This is a genomic window from uncultured Salegentibacter sp. (assembly GCF_963972535.1).
Classification (GTDB): Bacteria; Bacteroidota; Bacteroidia; order Flavobacteriales; family Flavobacteriaceae; genus Salegentibacter.
In genome coordinates, this window is record NZ_CAXAVR010000001.1 from 59,241 (window position 1) to 79,270 (window position 20,030).

Annotated in this window: 21 protein-coding genes; 15 read left to right on the forward strand and 6 right to left on the reverse strand. The window is 36.9% G+C overall.

What is annotated here, in order from left to right; translation table 11 throughout:
- Positions 1-104 precede the first annotated feature (104 nt).
- The 6 genes from bioA to AACZ30_RS00320 all read left to right on the forward strand — a co-directional run bounded on the left by bioA (position 105) and on the right by AACZ30_RS00320 (position 6,299).
- The gene (bioA, locus tag AACZ30_RS00295; protein ID WP_339646527.1) at positions 105-1,370 is read left to right on the forward strand and encodes an adenosylmethionine--8-amino-7-oxononanoate transaminase; all 1,266 of its coding nucleotides are present in this window, start codon (positions 105-107) and stop codon (positions 1,368-1,370) included.
- 70 nt (positions 1,371-1,440) lie between these two features.
- The gene (locus AACZ30_RS00300; protein ID WP_339646530.1) at positions 1,441-2,025 is read left to right on the forward strand and encodes an SET domain-containing protein; all 585 of its coding nucleotides are present in this window, start codon (positions 1,441-1,443) and stop codon (positions 2,023-2,025) included.
- 175 nt (positions 2,026-2,200) lie between these two features.
- A complete protein-coding gene (locus AACZ30_RS00305) occupies positions 2,201-3,361 on the forward strand; it encodes a beta-ketoacyl synthase N-terminal-like domain-containing protein (protein WP_093305831.1) in 1,161 nt (386 codons plus the stop codon).
- An 85-nt stretch (positions 3,362-3,446) separates the two neighbouring features.
- Entirely contained in the window at positions 3,447-4,538 is a 1,092-nt protein-coding gene (bioB, locus tag AACZ30_RS00310; protein ID WP_037317654.1) for a biotin synthase BioB, read from the forward strand.
- A gap of 13 nt (positions 4,539-4,551) precedes the next feature.
- Complete coding sequence (locus AACZ30_RS00315) at positions 4,552-5,421, forward strand: cupin-like domain-containing protein (RefSeq protein ID WP_339646540.1); 870 nt, start codon at positions 4,552-4,554, stop codon at positions 5,419-5,421.
- The gene (locus AACZ30_RS00320; RefSeq protein ID WP_339646543.1) at positions 5,418-6,299 is read left to right on the forward strand and encodes a cupin-like domain-containing protein; all 882 of its coding nucleotides are present in this window, start codon (positions 5,418-5,420) and stop codon (positions 6,297-6,299) included. Before AACZ30_RS00315 ends, AACZ30_RS00320 begins: the two co-directional genes overlap by 4 nt.
- Before the next feature lie 48 nt (positions 6,300-6,347).
- Here the strand turns inward: AACZ30_RS00320 and AACZ30_RS00325 are convergent, their stop codons facing one another.
- The 3 genes from AACZ30_RS00325 to AACZ30_RS00335 form a co-directional block, all read right to left on the reverse strand.
- Positions 6,348-6,773, reverse strand: coding sequence for a regulatory protein RecX (locus AACZ30_RS00325; RefSeq protein ID WP_339646571.1), 426 nt, complete (start codon positions 6,771-6,773; stop codon positions 6,348-6,350).
- A 172-nt stretch (positions 6,774-6,945) separates the two neighbouring features.
- Positions 6,946-8,484 carry a ribonuclease E/G gene (locus tag AACZ30_RS00330; RefSeq protein ID WP_093305838.1) on the reverse strand — a complete coding sequence of 513 codons (1,539 nt, stop codon included), beginning with the start codon at positions 8,482-8,484 and terminating at the stop codon, positions 6,946-6,948.
- A 298-nt stretch (positions 8,485-8,782) separates the two neighbouring features.
- A complete protein-coding gene (locus AACZ30_RS00335; protein WP_255351554.1) occupies positions 8,783-9,091 on the reverse strand; it encodes an HU family DNA-binding protein in 309 nt (102 codons plus the stop codon).
- A gap of 125 nt (positions 9,092-9,216) precedes the next feature.
- Between AACZ30_RS00335 and mutY the strand changes: the two genes are divergently transcribed.
- The 5 genes from mutY to AACZ30_RS00360 all read left to right on the forward strand — a co-directional run bounded on the left by mutY (position 9,217) and on the right by AACZ30_RS00360 (position 13,782).
- A complete protein-coding gene (gene mutY, locus AACZ30_RS00340) occupies positions 9,217-10,272 on the forward strand; it encodes an A/G-specific adenine glycosylase (protein ID WP_339646547.1) in 1,056 nt (351 codons plus the stop codon).
- Between the two features lie 105 nt (positions 10,273-10,377).
- Positions 10,378-10,848, forward strand: a complete 471-nt coding sequence (gene ssb, locus AACZ30_RS00345) for a single-stranded DNA-binding protein (RefSeq protein WP_208224089.1) — start codon at positions 10,378-10,380, stop codon at positions 10,846-10,848.
- Between the two features lie 21 nt (positions 10,849-10,869).
- On the forward strand, positions 10,870-12,195 hold the full coding sequence (locus AACZ30_RS00350) for a gliding motility-associated protein GldE (protein ID WP_208224090.1): 1,326 nt from the start codon (positions 10,870-10,872) through the stop codon (positions 12,193-12,195).
- A 14-nt stretch (positions 12,196-12,209) separates the two neighbouring features.
- Positions 12,210-12,773: a gliding motility lipoprotein GldD gene (gene gldD, locus AACZ30_RS00355; RefSeq protein ID WP_339646553.1), complete on the forward strand. Its 564-nt coding sequence runs from the start codon at positions 12,210-12,212 to the stop codon at positions 12,771-12,773.
- 103 nt (positions 12,774-12,876) lie between these two features.
- Positions 12,877-13,782 carry a DMT family transporter gene (locus AACZ30_RS00360; protein WP_339646556.1) on the forward strand — a complete coding sequence of 302 codons (906 nt, stop codon included), beginning with the start codon at positions 12,877-12,879 and terminating at the stop codon, positions 13,780-13,782.
- 496 nt (positions 13,783-14,278) lie between these two features.
- Here AACZ30_RS00360 and AACZ30_RS00365 read toward each other — a convergent pair whose 3' ends face one another.
- On the reverse strand, positions 14,279-16,339 hold the full coding sequence (locus AACZ30_RS00365) for a pitrilysin family protein (protein WP_339646559.1): 2,061 nt from the start codon (positions 16,337-16,339) through the stop codon (positions 14,279-14,281).
- Positions 16,340-16,356: 17 nt separating this feature from the next.
- Positions 16,357-17,664 carry a pitrilysin family protein gene (locus tag AACZ30_RS00370; protein WP_339646562.1) on the reverse strand — a complete coding sequence of 436 codons (1,308 nt, stop codon included), beginning with the start codon at positions 17,662-17,664 and terminating at the stop codon, positions 16,357-16,359.
- 299 nt (positions 17,665-17,963) lie between these two features.
- Here AACZ30_RS00370 and AACZ30_RS00375 point away from each other — a divergent pair, with 299 nt between their 5' ends.
- The 4 genes from AACZ30_RS00375 (at position 17,964) to AACZ30_RS00390 (ending at position 19,778) form a co-directional block, all read left to right on the forward strand.
- Entirely contained in the window at positions 17,964-18,428 is a 465-nt protein-coding gene (locus AACZ30_RS00375) for a DUF4199 domain-containing protein (protein WP_075325605.1), read from the forward strand.
- A gap of 103 nt (positions 18,429-18,531) precedes the next feature.
- On the forward strand, positions 18,532-19,026 hold the full coding sequence (rplU, locus tag AACZ30_RS00380; RefSeq protein WP_075325606.1) for a 50S ribosomal protein L21: 495 nt from the start codon (positions 18,532-18,534) through the stop codon (positions 19,024-19,026).
- A 28-nt stretch (positions 19,027-19,054) separates the two neighbouring features.
- Positions 19,055-19,315, forward strand: a complete 261-nt coding sequence (gene rpmA / locus AACZ30_RS00385) for a 50S ribosomal protein L27 (protein WP_075325607.1) — start codon at positions 19,055-19,057, stop codon at positions 19,313-19,315.
- Between the two features lie 115 nt (positions 19,316-19,430).
- Positions 19,431-19,778 carry a DUF2007 domain-containing protein gene (locus AACZ30_RS00390; protein WP_339646568.1) on the forward strand — a complete coding sequence of 116 codons (348 nt, stop codon included), beginning with the start codon at positions 19,431-19,433 and terminating at the stop codon, positions 19,776-19,778.
- A gap of 154 nt (positions 19,779-19,932) precedes the next feature.
- On the opposite strand, the gene AACZ30_RS00395 is transcribed toward AACZ30_RS00390, so the two are convergent.
- On the reverse strand, positions 19,933-20,030 hold a 98-nt coding region (locus tag AACZ30_RS00395), incomplete at its 5' end, for an adenosylhomocysteinase (protein WP_339646575.1).

Genomic DNA, 20,030 nt, shown 5'->3' on the forward strand with positions numbered 1-20,030 from the left:
TCTCTGCATCGAATTATAGACCTTTGCAGATTGCTTCTCCCGATAAAAATCGGGATCGCAATGACATTTTAATTTTAGTAAGAACCTCCTCATATTAAAAAAAAATGAGCTTAGTTACCCGAGATCAAAAACACCTTTGGCATCCGCTAACCCAGCATAAAATTTCCCCGGAAGCTTTACCTATTGTAAAAGCAAAGGGCAGTATTCTTTATGCAGAAGATGGCAGCGAATATCTAGATGGTATCGCTTCCTGGTATACGGCAATGTATGGGCATTGCAATGAATATATCACAGGAAAAGTTGCAGCACAAATGCAAAATCTGGACCAGGTGGTTTTTAGCGGGTTTACCCACGAACCTGCGGTAAAACTTTCTGAAGAACTAATAAAGATTTTGCCGGGAAATCAGCAGAAATTGTTCTTTAATGACAATGGTTCTACGGCCACGGAGATTGGGATTAAAATGGCTTTGCAGTATCATCATAACCAGGGCAATAATCGTAATGTGATGCTGGCTTTTGACGAAGGTTTTCACGGCGATACCTTTGGCGCGATGTCGGTTTCGGGGCTTTCAGTTTATAATGGTGCTTTCGAAGAGCATTTTATTGAAGTTTTACGAATCCCGGTTCCGTTAGGAGAAAATAATGAAGAAGTTATTTCGGGGCTGAAAGAACTAATTTCAGAAAACAATATTGCTGGATTTATATATGAGCCCTTAGTGCAGGGTGCGGCGGCAATGAAAATGCACGATGCTGCTGGCTTGAATGAAATCCTGAAAGTTTGCAAAGAGCATGACATTGTTTGCGTGGCCGATGAAGTAATGACCGGATTTGGGAAAACCGGTAAATATTTTGCTTCAGATTATATGGAAACCAAACCCGATGTAATGTGTCTTTCTAAAGCCTTAACCGCAGGCTTGTTGCCAATGGGTTTAACCACCTGTTCGCAAAAAATCTACGATGCTTTTTATGACGAAGATATTTCTAAAGGCCTATTCCACGGGCATACGTATTCTGCCAATCCACCGGCTTGTACTGTGGCCATTGCTGGAATAGAATTATTGGTTTCCGAAGAAATTCAAGGGCAAATCAAATCGGTTATTAAATCACATCAGGCTTTTGATGAAAAGATAAAAGACCATCCAAAAGTTACCAATCGCCGGCAGTTGGGCGTTATTTATGCTTTTGATCTTAATGTGAAAATGGAGCGCTACGGTAACCTTAGAAACCAGCTTTTTAAACATTTTATGGATAATGGCGTATTTCTAAGACCGCTTGGAAATACTATTTATATTTTGGCGCCGTTTACAATTACTCAATTAGAATTGAATAAAATCTATTCTGTTATCGAAGATCTTCTGGAAAAGTTTTAGAAATAAACTTTTATAAGTGTCTTAAAAGCAAAGCTTTAATTGTTTACATTAGAATTAAAATTTAGCGATTATGATGCATCCAGATACAGAACTGCGCTTTATAAATGAGCAGGTGGGATATGGCGTGGTGGCTACCAAAAAAATTCCCGAAGGCACTATTACCTGGGTTCAGGACGATTTAGATCACGTTTTTTATAATTCCCACCTAGAAAAACTGCATCCTAAAAGTGCGCAAATGCTGGAAAAATATGCTTTTCGCAATCGGTTTGGCGATTTGGTTCTTTGTTGGGATTTGGCGAAATATGTAAACCATAGTTTTAATTCTAACTGCTTTTCTACAGCCTACGGATTTGAAATTGCGGTTAGAGATATTGCCATTGGGGAAGAGCTGACCGACGATTACGGATACTTGAATCTTGATGAAGCTTTTAAACCTTTTCAGGAAAATACATCCAGAACCAAGGTTTATCCAGACGATTTGGTAAATTATCACAAAGAATGGGACGGGATTTTGCAAAAATCAATTCAAAAAGTAGAAAAGGTTTATCAGCCACTTATAGATCTTGTTTCTGAAGGAATTCAGTTAGAATTACAAAAGATCCTATTAGGCGAAAAAAAGATAGATTCTATTTTAAATCTTTATTATCAGCGTTAAACTGGTTTATCCCACTATCCTTCCTGCGAGGTTTTTTTATGCCTCGTAAGTTTGAAAAATAATAATATACCTACAAGGTTATTCAAACCTTGCAGGATTTCTGATTCATTTTTTTTATTGAAAATATTTAGTGGTTGGAACAACAGACCTTATTTTTGCTGAAAATTAATCGCTTTTGAAATCACCGGTATTTATATCTTCACTTGGTTCTGTTTCTGCGCTTGGTCAATCTCCTGCGGAAATATGGAAAAATTATAAAAATCCGAAACATTTTATTTCCAAACATCGGTTTGATGAAACCGAAGCTTTTGCGGCTTTTTTGCCAGAAAATCTCAAAGCTGAAATTGAAGCACTTAAAAGTGAAAACCCCAATTATAGAAAACTGGATGATTCGGTTTTATTTGCAATTTTTTCAGCCAGAAAAGCTATAAAAGAAGCCGGGTGGAAAAGCGAGAAAAATATTGGTATCAATATTGGCAGCTCACGTGGTGCTACCGGATTGTTTGAAAAATATCATAAAGAATTTATAGAAACCGGAAAAGCCGCTACGCAGGCTTCGCCTTCTACCACTTTAGGAAATATTTCTTCCTGGGTTTCGCAAGATCTTCAAACAGAGGGACCGGAATTTTCTCATAGTGTAACCTGCTCAACCGGTTTACACTCGGTTGTAAATGCTATTGCCTGGATGCAGGCCGGTTTTGCCGATAAGTTCCTTGCCGGTGGGAGTGAAGCTGCATTAACCCCTTTTACAATCGCCCAAATGAAAGCCATGAAAATTTATGCTTCAGAAGATCTTGATTTTCCGTGTCGCGCTTTGGATATGCAGAAAAAAAGAAATTCAATGATTCTTGGAGAAGCTTCAGGAATATTGGCGCTTCAGAAGGAAAATTCAGAAAAAGCAATTGCTAAAATTACAGGATTTGGCTACGCAACAGAAACCTTAAAGCACAGTGTTTCAATTTCAGAAAAAGGGGAATCTTTACAGAAGGCGATGAAAATGGCCATTGGCGAGAAAGAACTTTCAGAAATTGACGCGGTAGTGATGCACGCGCCCGGAACTTTAAAAGGAGATCTTTCTGAAGTAAACGCAATAAAAACACTTTTTGGTAAAAATGCTCCCGCAATGACTAGTAATAAATGGAAACTGGGACATACGTTTGCAGCTTCGGGAATTTTAAATTTAGAACTTGCGATTTTAATGCTTCAGCATCAGGATTTTATTGAGGTGCCTTTTTCAGAAATTAGTAAATCACCTTCAAAACTTGAAAATATATTGGTAAACGCTGTAGGTTTTGGCGGGAACGCAGTTTCTATATTAATAAGTCGGAAATCATAACTTTAAAGAAAGCTTTGAAAACTTTCTTCGCTGAAGGCTTATTAAAGCGCAGTTTTATTTATTTTTGATTTCAAATCTATTTTTTATGGCCACAAGACATAACTGGACAAAAGAAGAAATTCTCGAGATATATAATAAACCTTTGATGGAGTTGCTTTACGAAGCGGCCACTGTGCATAGGAAAAATCACGATCCTAACACCGTTCAGGTTTCAACTTTACTTTCTATTAAAACCGGCGGTTGCCCTGAAGATTGTGGGTATTGCCCACAGGCGGCACGTTATCATACCAACGTTGAAGGAAACGACCTTATGAGCGTGAACCAGGTTAAAGCCCAGGCGCTACGTGCTAAAGAGTCGGGAAGTTCGCGGGTTTGTATGGGTGCAGCCTGGAGAAACGTAAAGGACGGTAAGGAGTTCGATTCGGTTTTGGAAATGGTAAGAACCATTAATAAACTGGATATGGAAGTTTGCTGTACGCTAGGAATGATTACCGAAAACCAGGCGCAGCGACTTGCTGAAGCCGGTTTGTATGCTTATAACCATAATTTAGATTCTTCAGAAGAATATTATAAAGAAGTGATTTCTACCCGCGGTTACCAGGATAGACTGGACACCATAGGGAATGTTAGAAAAACTAATGTTACTGTATGTAGCGGTGGAATTATAGGAATGGGAGAAAGTGCAGATGACAGGGCAGGAATGCTTGTAGCTTTGTCTACTCTAAGTCCGCAGCCGGAATCTGTGCCAATTAACGCTTTGGTTCCTGTTGAAGGAACTCCTATGGAAGAGCAGGAACCGGTTTCTATCTGGGAAATGGTGAGAATGGTTGCTACTGCCAGAATTGTAATGCCTGAAACCCAGGTAAGACTTTCTGCCGGAAGAACTCAAATGAGTAGAGAAGGACAGGCAATGTGTTTCTTTGCCGGAGCAAATTCGATCTTTGCCGGAGATAAACTACTTACAACACCAAATCCTGATGTAAACGAGGATATGGAATTGTTTAGATCTTTAGGTTTGAATCCGCAAAAAGCATTTGAGAAGAAGGAGCAGCCTAAAAGTGTTTCAGCTGAAGAATCGCAATATCAGAATTTAGGAGAAAAACCAAAATGGTCCAGACCCGGACATAAGATTGAGCGTAATTTAGAAGCGCAACAAAAATCTAAAGCCAAGGCTTAAAAAAGAATTCAATTTGAAATTGAATCTGCAAGACATACCGCGGGTTAAAAAGCTTTCAAAAGAAGAATTTTTGAAGGACTATTTTATACCCGAAAAACCGGTTGTTTTTGAAGAACTTTCTGCCGACTGGCCAGCCACGAAAAAATGGGATTTTGATTATTTCAGGAAAAAAGCCGGGGATGTTGTAGTGCCACTTTATGATGGGAAACCGGCAAAAGGAAGACAAAATTCTCACGGCCCGGCAAAGAAAATTCCTATGCGGGAATACATAGATATTCTTGAAAAAGGACCTACAGATCTTAGGATGTTTTTCTTTAACCTACTGCAAAACTGCCCGGAGTTAATAGATGATTTTAAGTATCCCGATCTTGGTGTAAAATTCTTTAAAAAGTTACCAGTTTTATTTGTTGGGGGTGAGGGTAGTAGCGTGGTGATGCATTATGATATGGATCTTGCTAATAATTTTCATTTCAATTTTGTAGGCGAAAAAAGAGTGATTCTTTATCCGCCTTCAGAAACTAAATTTTTGTATCATGTACCGCACTCCATAGTGAGTATGGAGATAATAAATATGGATGATCCAGATTTTGAGAAATATCCTGCACTGGCTAAAGCAAAAGGTTTTGAAACAAGACTGAAACACGGGGAAGCTTTATATATTCCCAGTAAATGGTGGCATTTTATAAAGTATGAGACTGCGAGCTTATCAATGACGTTAAGGTCTTTACCACAAAAACCCGGGCGAATTGCCGAAGTGCTCAAAAATTTGATTATTACCCGAAATTACGATAATTTAATGCGTAAGATTAAGGGCCAGGATTGGATAGATTACAAGAATAGAAAAGCGATTGAAAATACGCACAGAAGTGCTGGAATTGAATGATGGAGAAAGAAGAAAGCTTACATTTAGAACCCATACCAAGGCTTAAGACTATTTCTAAAAAGGAATTTTTAGAAAATTATGTGCGGCCGCAGAAACCTGTGGTTATAGAGCATTTGGTAGATGATTGGCCGGCTACTCAAAAATGGGATTTAGATTATATTAGCGAGGTTGCTGGTGAAAAAGTGGTTCCGCTTTACGACGATCGCCCTATAACGTCTGAGCAAAGATTTAACGAGCCACATACCGAAATGAAAATGGCAGATTATATAGAGCTGCTAAAATCAAAACCTACAAATTACCGAATTTTTCTTTATCATTTATTAAAGGAGGTGCCGGTTTTACAGAAAGATTTTAGGTTTCCAGATCTGGGGCTTAGATTTATAAAACAGTTGCCAACTTTATTTTTTGGGGGAGAAAATTCTAAAGTCTTTATGCACTACGATATTGATTTTGCTAATATTCTTCATTTTCATTTCCACGGGAAAAAACGCTGTATAATTTATCCGCCTTCCCAAACCAAATATCTATATAAAGTGCCTCACGCTCTTATTTCCCGTGAAGATATAGATTTTAATAATCCCGATTTTGATAAATTTCCCGTGCTAAAAAAGGCGAAAGGTTATGTAACCGAATTAAACCATGGGGAAGCATTATATATGCCTGAAGGCTACTGGCACCAAATGACCTATTTAACTCCAGGTTTTTCTATGAGTTTAAGGGCTACGCCTAGAACGCTTACCAATTTTTCTAAAGCCGTTTATAACCTGGTGGTGATGCGTAATTTTGATAACTATATGCGTAAGCTAAAAGGGCAAAAGTGGATAGATTATAAAAACGAACAGGCGGTTGAACGTACGCATAAGAACAATAAGGTTTAAGTAAGTTGAGACCTCTCAGGTTTTCAATACCAGTGGAGCCTATAAGAACTATTCTAAGAGCTCATTTGCTACTTCATAAACCAGATTGCTTTCATAACCCTTCCGAAGCAGAAAATCGGCTAATTTTCGCTTTTTTTTAAATTTATCGGGTTCCTTAAGTAGCTTTAATTTCTTTTCGGCTACTTCGTAAAGGGTGGAAATATATTTTTGCTCATCTATTTCGGTAAGTGCTATTTTAATTATTGGGGTTGAAATCTCTTTAAATTTTAATTCCTGTTTGATCTTTATTTTTCCCCATTTTTTGATTCTGAATTTCCCTCTTACAAAACTGCGTGCAAAACGTTCTTCATTTAAAAAGTTTTCCTGCATTAATTCCATAATAATTTGTGCTTGCGCAGCGGGAATCATATTCATTTCTCTCAGTTTTTCTTCCACTTCTTTATGGCAACGGTCGCGGTATGCGCAGAACTGCATCAGTTTAATGGTTGCTTCTTTTACGGTATAAGATTTCTCGGGTTCTTTCAAGAGTTGAAAATTCAAGAATCAAGATTCAAAATTAAAACTTTTTCAGGTAGGAAATATCAAAATGTAAATTTCAAGATTGGGCATAAAAAAACGCCTTCCGAATTAACGAAAGGCGTTTTTTTTAAAGGATTTCATTTCCTTCTTTATCGTGAAAATGATATTCCATATACGTGTAAGCGTCTCTTGGTAAAATTTTCACCCATCGCTTATGGTCTAAAAACCATTGCGAGCGGGGAGATGGAAAGCCTTTTGTTAAAAAGGCTGCAATAAATGGATGCGCACTCAAAGTGATCTTTTTATGATCTTTCTTAATGAGTTTTTCCAGGTCGGTTTTTATTTTGTTTATTAAAAGTATTGGTGCTTCAATTTCACCAGTTCCGTTAGGGTTTTCCTCGCGGGTTTTAATATTCATTTCCGGCCTTACGCGTTGTCTTGTAATTTGTATCAACCCGAATTTACTCGGTGGCAAAATTTTATGTTTTGCACGGTCGTCACTCATTTCGTTCCTAAGGTGATCAAACAGGGTTTTGCGGTTTTCGGCTTTTCCCATGTCTATGAAGTCTACCACGATTATGCCACCCATATCACGCAATCTTAATTGCCGGGCTATTTCTGTGGCGCTAATCATGTTCACCTCTAATGCAGTATCTTCCTGGTTTCTGGATTTGTTAGAACGGTTACCACTATTTACGTCTATAACGTGCATAGCCTCTGTATGTTCTATTACCAGGTAGGCGCCTTTGCTCATAGAGACGGTGCGCCCAAATGAAGTTTTTATTTGTCTTTCGATACCGTATTTTTCAAAAATTGGAACATTAGATTGATATAACTTAACAATCGATTCTTTACTTGGGGCGATTTCGCCCACATAGTCTTTAATTTGTGTGTAAAGCGTCTCGTCGTCTACGGTAATAGAAGTAAAAGAGTCATTAAAAATATCTCTTAACAGGGAAGATGCCCTGTTTAACTCTCCTAATACTTTAGAGGGATGATGTGGCTTATACATCTTTTTGCACATTCCTGTCCAGCGACCCATCAAATTTTGAAGGTCCCTATCCAGTTCTGCTACTTTTTTGCCTTCGGCTACGGTTCTTACAATAATCCCAAAACCTTTGGGTTTAATGCTTTTTACCAATCTTTTTAACCGGTCTTTTTCTTCTTTACTTTCAATTTTTTGTGAAACTGAAATTCTATTAGAAAAAGGTACCAGTACAATATAACGACCCGCAATAGAAAGCTCTGAGCTTATCCTGGGGCCTTTGGTAGAAATAGGTTCTTTTACAACCTGAACCAATAGCGACTGATTTGACTTTAAGACGTCTGTAATAACGCCGTCTTTGTCAATATCCTTTTCGAATGTGAAATTCTTTAAGGAATAATCTTTTAATTTACCTGTGCTTACACGTTTTATGAACTTAAGCATGGAAGATACCTGGGGGCCAAGATCGTGATAGTGTAAAAAACCATCTTTCTCGTAACCAACATTTACAAATGCGGCATTTAACCCTGGTACAGCTTTTCTAATTTTGGCAATAAAAATATCACCAACATTAAATTTGTTGCTGTCTTCTTCCTTGTTGAGTTCAATAAGTTTTCCATCTTTTTGTAAGGCAAAATCTACAGCAGAGGTTCCGGACCGTATAATTAATTCTTTGTCCACTCTATTAGATTTTTGTCCCGAATAAGTCGGGATGGATTAAACATTATTTTATCACAGGTTTTTTAATCCTGAAGAAACCCTAAAACTTGTTAGGTAATAAGCAGGGTTTCAATTTCAATGAACGTTTTAAACAAAAAAAGTAGTATGAAAACTACTTTTTCTTGTGGCGGTTAGCTCTGTTTCTTTTTTTACGCTTGTGCGTAGCTACCTTATGTCTTTTTCTTTTTTTACCACTTGGCATAGTGTTACTTTTTAATTAATAATTTATTTTATAAAGAAACTGGGCTTCAGTTTCAAATTACTTAACTTCAACGTTAGTTTTAACTCCTTCAACAAAAATCTTGGCAGGTTTAAAAGCCGGGATGTTGTGGGCGGGAATCTTAATAGTAGTGTTTTTAGAGATATTTCTTCCGGTTTTTTCAGCTCTTGTTTTTACAACAAAGCTTCCAAAGCCTCTTAAATATACGTTGTCTCCACTTTCTAATGAAGTTTTAACCTCATCCATGAAGGTTTCAATAGTAGCTTGAACATCACCTTTTTCCATTCCTAATTTTTCTGAGATGTTCGCTACAATATCTGCTTTCGTCATTTTCGTGCTATTTAATATTATAAATTGGGATTTCTGTTTTTTCAAGGGCGCAAATATAAGAATTAAATCTACAATATTTCAAGCCTAATTCATTAAATAATAACGGAATAAACTTTTAATATTGCACCAAGTCTATTTTATATATGGTATTTTCTAAAGTGTTGATTGATTGGTATTTAAAAAACAAGCGCGAATTGCCCTGGCGCAAAACTAGCGATCCGTATCATATTTGGCTCAGTGAAATTATGTTACAACAAACGCGAATAGAGCAGGGTTTACCATATTATAAGCGTTTTAAAAGCGCGTTTCCCAGTGTTTTGGATCTTGCTGCAGCGCCGCAAGAAAAAGTACTGAAACTCTGGCAAGGTTTGGGATATTATTCCCGGGCAAGGAATCTTCACGAAACCGCTAAATATGTTGCTGAAGAACTAAATGGTGTGTTTCCCGATTCTTATAAAGATCTCAAAAAACTAAAGGGTGTAGGTGACTATACCGCCGCTGCCATTGCTTCAATTTGTTATAATGAACCGGTTGCGGTGGTAGATGGCAATGTTTACAGGGTTTTAGCTCGTTTTTTTGATATTGAAACTCCTATAAATTCCTCGGCAGGAATTAAGGAATTTAAAGCCCTGGCTTCTGAATTGTTAGATGAAAAAAATCCTTCCAGTTTTAACCAGGCTTTAATGGAATTCGGGGCGCTTCAATGTAAACCAAGAAACCCGCTTTGTGAAACATGTCCTTTAATTTCGGGTTGTTTGGCGGTGGAGAAAAATAAAATTCAGGAATTACCGGTTAAACTGAAAAAAGCCAAAGTAAAGAAGCGCTACTTTAATTATTTAGTAGTTTTTTCTGAAGAAAATAAAACGCTACTTCAGCAAAGAACAGGAAAGGGAATTTGGAATGGTTTGTATGAATTTCCTTTAATAGAAACTGAAGAACCGGTAAGCGAAGGCGATTTTCCTTCCGAGGAAAGTATTCAAGACATTCTTGGGGAACAAAAATTGTCATTAGAACTTCATAATACGAAACCGGTAGTTCATAAGCTTTCCCACCAACATATTTATACTCATTTTTGGTGGGTTAAAGCTGAGAAAATTGGAAAAGAGGGAATTCCTGTAAAAAATGTAAAAGATTATCCGGTGCCGGTTTTAATTGCTAATTTCCTTGAAGAAACTGCGCTGGAAACCTATTCCTTATAAATTGTTTAAAGTTTTATAGGGTTTAGCTTTAATTAGCAATAAATTTTTCAGTATTTTAGGGTGTAAATAAATAGCCTTTTTGGGCTCAAAAAATAATTAATAGAGATGACAGGTACATTAAACAAAGTAATGCTAATTGGGCATACGGGGGACGACGTGAAAATGCATTATTTTGAAGGCGGTGGCGCTATAGGGCGATTTCCGCTGGCTACCAACGAGACTTATACCAACCGCACAACCAACGAGCGCGTTACCAATACCGAATGGCATAACATTGTGGTGCGTAATAAAGCAGCCGAAATTTGTGAGAAATACCTTAAAAAAGGCGATAAAGTTTTTATTGAAGGTAGAATTAAAACCCGTAAATGGCAGGACGACCAGGGAAATGACCGTTACACTACCGAAATACAGTGTACAGAATTTACCTTTTTAACTCCAAAAGGAGAGAGCGAAGGAGGCGGAAATATGCAACAGCAAAATTCCCCGTCTCAAAATCAACAAAACACGCCTAAAAATGATAATTTTGCCAATCAATCTATGGCGAAAGAAGAAGAGGAAGACGATTTGCCTTTTTAAGTTTAATTAAAACCCTGTCATTTGGATTCAGAACCTCCCAGTTTACTTTTGTTTTGGGCCACTTTTGATTTTACGCAGCTAATTAGCTATGTAGTTTTATTGCTGCTTTTACTTTGTTCTGCCTTAATTTCTGGCGCCGAAGTTGCTTTCTTTTCCTTAACACCTGCCGATGTAATTACCGAAGACGGGAAGCGCAGTAAATCTCAACAAATTGTGGTTAATCTTTTAGATAAACCCAAAAAGTTACTGGCTACTATCCTGGTTGCCAATAATTTTATAAACATAGCCATTGTACTGTTGTTTGATAGTATTGCAGACAGGCTTTTTGGCGAGATGAATACAGTGTTTTACGGCATTAACTTCAAATTTTTAATTGAGGTTGGAGTAATAACTTTTATTATTCTCCTTTTTGGTGAAATTCTGCCAAAAGTTTATGCAAGTAGAAATAACGTGCTGTTTTCAAACTTTATGGCGCGACCCTTAAATTTTCTTGATACTATTTTTACTCCCTTGAGCGGGCCAATGCGCGCGGTAACTATTTATATGCACCGTCGTCTCGGCAAGCAACGATCTTTTATAAGTATAGATCAATTATCGCAGGCTTTAGAGCTTACCAGTGAAGAAGATACTACCCAGGAAGAGCAAAAGATATTACAGGGTATTGTTTCTTTTGGAAATACCGATACCAAACAGGTAATGCGCCCCAGGATGGATATTTTTGCTTTAAATGAAAGCCAGACGTATAAAGAAATTATTCCTGAAATTATAGATAGAGGTTACTCCAGGATTCCGGTTTATCGCGAGAATATAGATAATGTAATAGGTATTTTATACGTAAAAGATTTATTGCCCTATATTGATAAAAATTCTTTTGAATGGACCAGTTTGTTGCGCGAGCCTTATTTTGTTCCCGAAAATAAAAAGCTGGACGATTTGCTGAACGATTTTAAAACCAAAAAGAATCATTTGGCGATCGTAGTAGACGAATATGGAGGTACCAGCGGACTTATCTCTTTGGAAGATATTATTGAAGAGATAGTTGGTGATATTAGCGATGAATTCGATGACGAAGATTTGGTCTATTCCAAACTTGATGAAAACACCTATGTTTTTGAAGGTAAAACGCCGCTGAAAGATTTCTATAGAATTATAAAAATTGAAGATCCTGTGGCTTTTGAAGAGCGGAAAGGCGAGGCAGATACCCTGGCGGGCTTTTTACTGGAAATTTCAGGTGGTTTTCCGAAGAAAAATGATGTAATTTATTTTCTTAATTATAGCTTTACGGTAGAAGTTTTAGACAATAAACGCCTTAAACAAATTAAAGTGAATATTTCTCCGGTTAGTTGAAGATAAAGTGTGGTATGAAGAGTTTTTTGATAATGGTTTTGGTTTTAACTTTTATTAGCTGCGGGGAAGAAGACACTACACCCAAGCCTCGTGCATTTCTTGCGCTTAATTATCCTGAAGCTAAATACGAAACCACAAACCTTAATTGTCCCTATAATTTTGAAATTAATACCCTGGCAGAAATTAAGGCTTCCCGAAATAATATTCCGTGTTGGATAGATTTGGAATATAAAGATTTAAACGGAACCATTTTTATCACTTATCAGCAAATTAATAATAACCTGGATTCGCTACTGGCAGATGCGCAAAAGTTACCGCTACAACATACTATAAAAGCTGATGCTATTGAAGGTGATGTATATACTAATGAGATTCAGGAGGTCTACGGTATGTTCTATGAAGTTTCAGGCGATGCGGCTTCCCAGGCACAATTTTATCTTACCGATAGTGTGAATCATTTTGTAACCGCTTCCGCTTACTTTAGAACAAGGCCAAATTACGACTCTATTATTCCCGCTGCAGATTATCTTAAAAAAGATATGAAGCATATGATTGAAACTTTTCGCTGGAAAGAGTAATCACTGCGCAACAGGCAGGTTAAAAAAACAATTAAAATTAATCTCCACTTTTCTTTTCAACTCTAAAGGAATAACGACTTTTGCAGCTTAAAAATCGAGAAATATGCCTTTGGAAAAATTAAAGTGGGTTTACCTGGTTATTCTTTCTATTGTTTGGGGAAGTTCCTTTATTCTTATTAAAAAGGGCCTGGTAGGTTTGTCGGCGATAGAAGTTGGATCTTTCCGAATAATTTTTGCCGCCGTTTTTCTTATTCTTATTGGGTTTAGATCTATCATGAAGATCAAGAAGAGGCAATGGAAATGGATGGTGATCTCGGGTTTGCTGGGGAACTTCTTTCCGGTTTATCTTTTCTCTTTTGCAGAAACCGAAATTGACAGCGCTATTGCTTCTATTTTAAATGCTGCTACGCCTTTAATGACGCTTATTTTTGGAGCGCTATTTTTTAAGGCGGTATTTAATCAGAATAAAATATTGGGAGTCGTTATTGGTCTTTTAGGTACGGCCGGTTTAATTTTAAGTGGTGCCAGTATTAATCCAGATCAGAATTATCTTTATTCACTTTTGGTAATTATCGCTGCCTCTTGTTATGCGATGAATGTAAATATCCTTAAAACCCATATGAGTGATATTAGTCCGCTAGCAATTGCAGCGGGAAGTTTCACCGTTTTGCTATTGCCTACTTTGGTGATTTTATACTTTTCGGGATTCTTTGAGCACGATCTTTCTAATATCGTGCTGCAACAATCCATAGGATATGTCGCTATTCTAGGGGTAATTGGAACCGGAGTGGCTATGATAATTTTTAATAAGCTGGTGCAGATCTCAGACCCGGTTTTTACTACCTCTGTAACCTACACTATTCCGGTTGTAGCTTTAGGTTGGGGAATTTTAGATGGTGAGGTTTTTAGTACCTGGCAGTTAATTTCAGCTTTTGTGATCTTAATAGGGGTATTTATTGTAAACCGATCTAAAAAAGTGTTTTCTAAGTTTAGAAAACAGGCTACGTAATTTAAATTCTTAATGTCGTTTGTGCTTACTTGTTTTTGTAATAGTAAAAGGAAATTAAATAATAGACATGAAAGATCAATAGAACCTCAAAGGCAGAAATAAATTCGCGATGCTCAACCGATTTAAATAACTCCATAAAAGTTTCGAAAAGAAAGAAAATATTAGCGAAAATTATTGCCGGGATGAGACATTTTAACCTAAGTTGATTAAAATATTTTTTCTCATTTTTTTCTTTGGAAAATGAGAAAAATGCCAGTGCTAACAGGAACAAGTATTTCCCAAGCGGTAAGAATATGTTGGGGTCCAGGTTTAGTTGGTCATTAAAGCTTATTATCGCAGAAATTAATGCTAAGCCAGCGATTACAAAAGAGATAATCTTGAAATAGGAGGGTAGAAGATGTTTATTGGTTTCAACTTCCATAAAATATAGATTTGGTTTTAAAATAAAAGAACCGACCATTGCTGGCCGGTTCTCTCTAACATTAATAAAAAATCACTATTCTTCAAAATCTTCAGCTGAAACTCCTTCGTTAACAAGGATCTCAGTAACATTAAATTCAAATGTTTGTGGGCCTGCAGCCTGAGTCATTTTAAAAGGAAATTTAACTCCTTCAACTTCCTGGTAATCGCTGTATCCTGTAGGGATAGACATTGTTTGTCCAGCCTGAGATGCAGTTTGTACAGTTTGCATTTTTAAACCACTATCTACGTTGTAGTAGGCTTTGTAATTTTCGCTAAGTGCAACAACATAAGCATCTACACCTTCAACAGTTTCAATTCCTTCTAAAGTTGCGCCACCAACCTGTAGTTCTGGGAATGGATTAGCATCTATTTTAGCAGTTTTAATTTGATCTTCGTTGTAAGGGATTTTTTGACCTTGCGCCATTACAAATCCAGCTTCACCATCAAAAATTTGTTTGCTCATAACGTTACCGCCCACAGAAACTTCCTGGTTTAGTTTACCATCCATAGTTCTTTTCATGGTTAGGTTTAGAGCCATTCCCTGTACACTAGCTTCGGCTTTCATAACTACACTTTCCACTTCTTCAACAGCATCACGTCCACCAACAGCTTCAATATAATCTGCGTAAACTTTTTCTACGGTTACTGATGCGTCAACTTTCTTGGCCTGAGGTTTTTCAACTTCCTCACCAAGTTTGTTGTAATATTTAACCGGAATTGTTTTTCCGTTAAATTCAACCTTTTCAAGGTTTTCAGCAATTTCTGAAGCTTTACCTGCAACTATAATTCTCATATTATCGGTTTGATAATACTTATTGGCTACACGTTGAATATCATCTGCAGTAACTGCATTTATTTTCTCAAGGAAAGTTTCATAAAAATCATCCTCTAGATCATTCGTCTTGATATTAAGCGCGTAATTAGCGATGGTAGACGGTTGTTCTAATCTTAATACGAAATCACCGGCGAATTTGCTTTTAGCGTTTTCTAACATTTCAGCATCTACAGGCTCGGTTTTAATTCTTTTAATCTCTTTTAAAGATTCTACAATTGCGCTGTCGGTTACCGCGTTTCTAACACTTGCCTGTGCAACAAATCTTGAAGCGTACTTATCTGCTCCCGTGCTTGTTCTGGCTCCGTAAGTATAGCCTTTGTCTTCACGAAGGTTCATATTTAAGTAACTTCCAAAACTACCACCAAGAATTTGGTTTGCCACCAATACGGGGAAGTAATCTTCATCTGCCATTTTTAAATCTATGGTGTTTTGAAGTCTTAATTCGCTTTGTACCGCGTTGGGCATATCAACTAAGTTGATTTGTGTCTCATTCACTTTAGCTACTTTAGGTAAGTCTTGCTCTTTTGGCGCACCGGCTTTCCAGTCTCCAAAATTTTTCTTTGCAAGTTTTTTTACTTCAGAAGTCTTTACGTCACCAACTATAACAAGGTAAGCGTTGGCAGGTTTGAAATAATTATTGTAAAAACCTTTTACGTCTTCGAGAGATACTTTTTCAGTGTTTTCTACCGTGGCAAACTCACCGTAAGGGTGGTTAGCTCCATAGGCTAAAGCAGCACTTACACGGCTGGCGATAGAACCTACATCTTTATTAATAGATTTTAAGCTTTCAATTTGTTTGTTCTTTTCAGCTTCAAATTCTTCCTGGGTGAATTTTGGTTTTAAAGCTCCTTCAGCCATAAGTTCCATAACTCTTGGGAAAAACTTAGAAAGTGAACTGGCATAAACGCTTTCTGATCCAAAATTAACATTGGCTCCTAAAAAGTCTATTTCTTCGTTAAAATCGTCTTTAGACATATTTTCTGTCCCGGTTCCCAATAAAGAAGAAACCAAAGCAGCAGTAGCAGGTTTTTCTTCGGCGTGTGGTTTATTGTCTATAATTAGGGAAGCAGAAACTCTTGGAAGTTTGTGGTTTTCTACTACCAAAACTTTTAATCCGTTATCTAATGTAAATTCATCTGGCTGCCCAAGGTTAATCTTTGGGGCCGGTCCCGGTTCCGGTTGTTTAGAACGGTCTACCTGCGCAATTGCCGCTGTGGTCAAAAAGCAAGCTATAAATAATGTAAGTATATTAAATTTCATTCTATATTTTTTTAATGTTATTCCTTTTCGCTTTCTGGAAGGTAATCTAACTCTAAACGTTGGTTTTCGTTAAGATATTCGTTAGCTACTCTTTTAATATCTTCTCTGGTGATGTCTCTGTAGATTTCAATCTCTTCGTTAATAAGATCTGTATCCCCATAAAGTACATTGTACGTTGCTAATGAAGAAGCGATTCCCTGGATGCTACTGTTAGAATTTACAAAACGGTTCTCAAATTTATTTTGAAGTTTTTGATATTCTTTTTCTGAAATCAATTCGTTTTGAAGTTTATCAATCTCTTCATCCATTGAAGCTGCAAGAGTGTCTAGTGGAGTTTCTCCTAAAGCAAGAGCACCCATAACGTAAGTTCCGTAATCTTCCTGAGATCTTGGGAATGCTAATACCTGTAGTGCGGTTTTTTCTTCGTCTACCATTTTCTTGTACATTCTTGAGCTTCTCCCATCAGTAAGAATTGAAGAGATCATATCAAGGATATAAGCATCTTTTTCTTTCATAGAAGGCGTGCGGTAAACAAATAATTTTGCCGGAATTTGAATGTTACTATCGTATTCTGTTGCTGTAATAGTTTCAGTAATTGGTTCTTCTTTAACAGAAACTCTTTCTACTTCATTTCCTTCAGGAATTTCAGCAAAATACTTCTCGATCATTTCTTTAGTTTCATCAATTTCTATATCACCGGCAACAACTAAAGTAGCGTTGTTTGGGCCGTAATATTTATCGAAGAAAGCTTTAAATTCGTCTAGCTCGGCTGCGTCAAGATCTTCCATGGTGCCAATAACCGAGTTTTTGTAAGGGTGCTTATCAAAAACATATTTATTGATACCTGTGGAATAAATAATCTTTCCATAAGGAGCGTTATCAATACGAGAGCGCTTTTCTTCTTTTACAACCTCGTTTTGAGTTTCTACGCCTACCTCGTTAATAACCGGGTGAAACATTCTTTCAGACTCCATCCATAAACCTAATTCAAGGTTGTTAGAAGGGAAAGTCTCGTAATAATAAGTACGATCTTGAGTGGTGTTGGCATTGTTGCTACCGCCATTGGCAGCTACAATATCAAACCATTTTCCACGCTCAATGTTCTCGGTGCCTTCAAATAAAAGGTGTTCAAAAAAGTGAGCAAAGCCAGAACGGCCTTCTTCTTCGTCCTTAGCACCTACGTGGTACATTACTCCAACCGTGGCCACGGGAGCCGTGTTGTCCTGATGTAAAATTACGTGTAATCCGTTGTCCAGGTCGTATTCGGTAAATTCTACCTCCTGGGCAATTCCTGCTGCGCTGCAAACTAATGCAAAGGCAGCCATCTTTAAGTTTTTAATCATTTTTTAATAGATTTTTCATTAATGCATTGTATTAGTATTTGAATATCGTATTTTGTTACGGCATAATTTCAGAATAATGAAGAAATTACTGTATTTGTGCGAATAGTGTCAAAATTAACAAGCTATTAAGCTAAAAACCGGCACTTTTTTTAGAAATTTACCTTTAAAGTAAAGCGGTTTCAGGCCCCGGGATTAATATTTTTCAAACTTGTAATTAGTAAATGGGTTAAAAGTTCCCCGGTCTGCAATTCGCTTAATAAATAAAACACCAACCAAAAGCTATGAAGAATTTTAGTGTTCCAATTAAATACAGTCTCATAATTGCAGTAGGACTTATTGTCTATTTTTTAATCCTATCGCTCTTTAATTTACATATTTATCCTTTATTCAGTTTATTTAACGGGGTAATTATGGCTGGCGGAATGTGGCTGGCTTTAAAGGCATATAGAAGCTCCAAAGGTTCAAAATTTAAATATCAAAAAGGTTTTATGGCGAGCCTGCTTACCGGTTTTAATGCCACTATATTATTTACCATCTTCTTTGCATTATATGCTACAGAATTAAACCCAGATTTTTTAAATAACCTTATTAATATGTGGCGTACCGATTATGGAACCGATATTGGTATAGTGCTTTTTGTAGTGGCTGTTATGGGGTTTGCAACCAGCCTGGTACTTACTTTAGCCTATATGCAGTTGTTTAAAGATTCCTGGAATACTAAAGAAGGACAGGAACATACTTATTAAAGTTTTTTAGGCTTTGTGAATTAATTAATTAGAAGTATATTTGCACCCGCTTGCGAAAAATGCAAGCATAATTTTTTAGCATAAATTAATTAATCACAACACTATGTATGCAATTGTAGAGATAGCAGGGCAGCAATTTAAAGTTGCAAAAGACCAGAAGGTGTTTGTTAACCGTCTAAGCGGAGAAGAAGGAGACAGCGTTTCTTTTGACAAAGTTCTTCTAACCGGAGATGGTGACAGCATAAACCTTGGCGCCCCGGCTATAGATGGTGCTCTAGTAGGAGCAAAAATCACCCGTCACCTTAAAGGAGACAAAGTAATTGTTTTCAAAAAGAAAAGACGTAAAGGTTACAAAAAGAAAAACGGTCACCGTCAATCTTTAACCGAAATCGTAATTGAAAGCATCGATGTAAAAGGTGGAAGTAAAGCTGCTTCAACTAAAAAAGAAGAAGCACCTAAGAAAGAAGCCAAAACTGATAGTAAATCGGAAGATTTAAATCAATACACCGTAGCTGAATTGAAAGAGATGGCGAAGGAGAAAGGTCTTGAAGGCTACTCTTCTATGAAGAAAGCTGAATTAATTGAAGCTTTAAGTTAAATATTAATCTACTTAAAACTAAAGTAAAATGGCACACAAAAAAGGAGTCGGTAGTTCCAAGAACGGTAGAGAGTCAGAATCGAAACGTTTAGGCGTGAAAATTTTTGGCGGTCAGGCAGCCGTAGCCGGAAACATTATTGTTAGACAAAGAGGTACTGCACATAATCCAGGTGAGAATGTATATGCAGGAAAAGACCATACATTACACGCTAAAGTAGACGGCGTAGTAAAGTTTTCTAAAACAAAGAATAATAAATCTTACGTTTCTATAGAACCGTTTGAAGCATAAGTCTTACACTCTTATTGGAGATAAAGAATTTTATTCTTAGAATTATATCGAAACCCCTTCTGAAATTCAGAAGGGGTTTTTTTGTATCTTTAATTTAGACTTTAAGTTATATGTTATGAAATATATAGACGTTTTTCGCACCTCTGACCGAAATGAACATTCTATTATTAAAAATCTTTTTGATGATGAAAAATTAGATTACCGGTCTTACGGAGAAGCTACAGATAACGCGACCAATATTGGTGCACTTGGCAACGACGGACTTAGAATTGAAGTGGCGGAAAGCGATAGAGAAAAAGCTACAGAAATTATTAAAAGAAGTGGTTTTTTGGGCCAGTCTCATAATATTTCAAAACCCAAAAGAACAAAACCACAAGTAGGTAAATGGATATTTGTCTTGCTCGCTGCGCTCGTGGTGCTTATTGCTATTATTTTCTTTGTATGGTTTATGAGTGGTAATTAGAGATAATTTTTGTGTAAAACTTGCTTAGATCCTGAAACAAGTTCAGGATGACCTATAGTAAACAAAAAGACCTCACAGTTTTTCAAAACCTGTGAGGTCTAATTCTTAGAGATATATTTTTAAAGCGATTTCCGCCTTTGCGGGAATGACTAAATTAATATCTATAATACTCCGGCTTATATGGGCCTTGTACTTCTACGCCAATATATTTAGCCTGGTAATCTTTAAGTTCGGTTAATTCTACTCCAATTT

Bases quoted from the DNA above. Each gene is read 5' to 3' on its own strand.
- AACZ30_RS00370 (WP_339646562.1), bottom strand. From the start codon at position 17,664: ATGGCTGCCTTTGCATTAGTTTGCAGCGCAGCAGGAATTGCCCAGGAG.
- ssb (WP_208224089.1), top strand. From the start codon at position 10,378: ATGACAGGTACATTAAACAAAGTAATGCTAATTGGGCATACGGGGGAC.
- gldD (WP_339646553.1), top strand. From the start codon at position 12,210: ATGAAGAGTTTTTTGATAATGGTTTTGGTTTTAACTTTTATTAGCTGC.
- mutY (WP_339646547.1), top strand. From the start codon at position 9,217: ATGGTATTTTCTAAAGTGTTGATTGATTGGTATTTAAAAAACAAGCGC.
- bioA (WP_339646527.1), top strand. From the start codon at position 105: ATGAGCTTAGTTACCCGAGATCAAAAACACCTTTGGCATCCGCTAACC.
- AACZ30_RS00390 (WP_339646568.1), top strand. From the start codon at position 19,431: ATGAAATATATAGACGTTTTTCGCACCTCTGACCGAAATGAACATTCT.
- rplU (WP_075325606.1), top strand. From the start codon at position 18,532: ATGTATGCAATTGTAGAGATAGCAGGGCAGCAATTTAAAGTTGCAAAA.
- bioB (WP_037317654.1), top strand. From the start codon at position 3,447: ATGGCCACAAGACATAACTGGACAAAAGAAGAAATTCTCGAGATATAT.
- AACZ30_RS00375 (WP_075325605.1), top strand. From the start codon at position 17,964: ATGAAGAATTTTAGTGTTCCAATTAAATACAGTCTCATAATTGCAGTA.
- AACZ30_RS00325 (WP_339646571.1), bottom strand. From the start codon at position 6,773: ATGCAGTTCTGCGCATACCGCGACCGTTGCCATAAAGAAGTGGAAGAA.
- rpmA (WP_075325607.1), top strand. From the start codon at position 19,055: ATGGCACACAAAAAAGGAGTCGGTAGTTCCAAGAACGGTAGAGAGTCA.
- AACZ30_RS00320 (WP_339646543.1), top strand. From the start codon at position 5,418: ATGATGGAGAAAGAAGAAAGCTTACATTTAGAACCCATACCAAGGCTT.
- AACZ30_RS00365 (WP_339646559.1), bottom strand. From the start codon at position 16,339: ATGAAATTTAATATACTTACATTATTTATAGCTTGCTTTTTGACCACA.
- AACZ30_RS00300 (WP_339646530.1), top strand. From the start codon at position 1,441: ATGATGCATCCAGATACAGAACTGCGCTTTATAAATGAGCAGGTGGGA.
- AACZ30_RS00360 (WP_339646556.1), top strand. From the start codon at position 12,877: ATGCCTTTGGAAAAATTAAAGTGGGTTTACCTGGTTATTCTTTCTATT.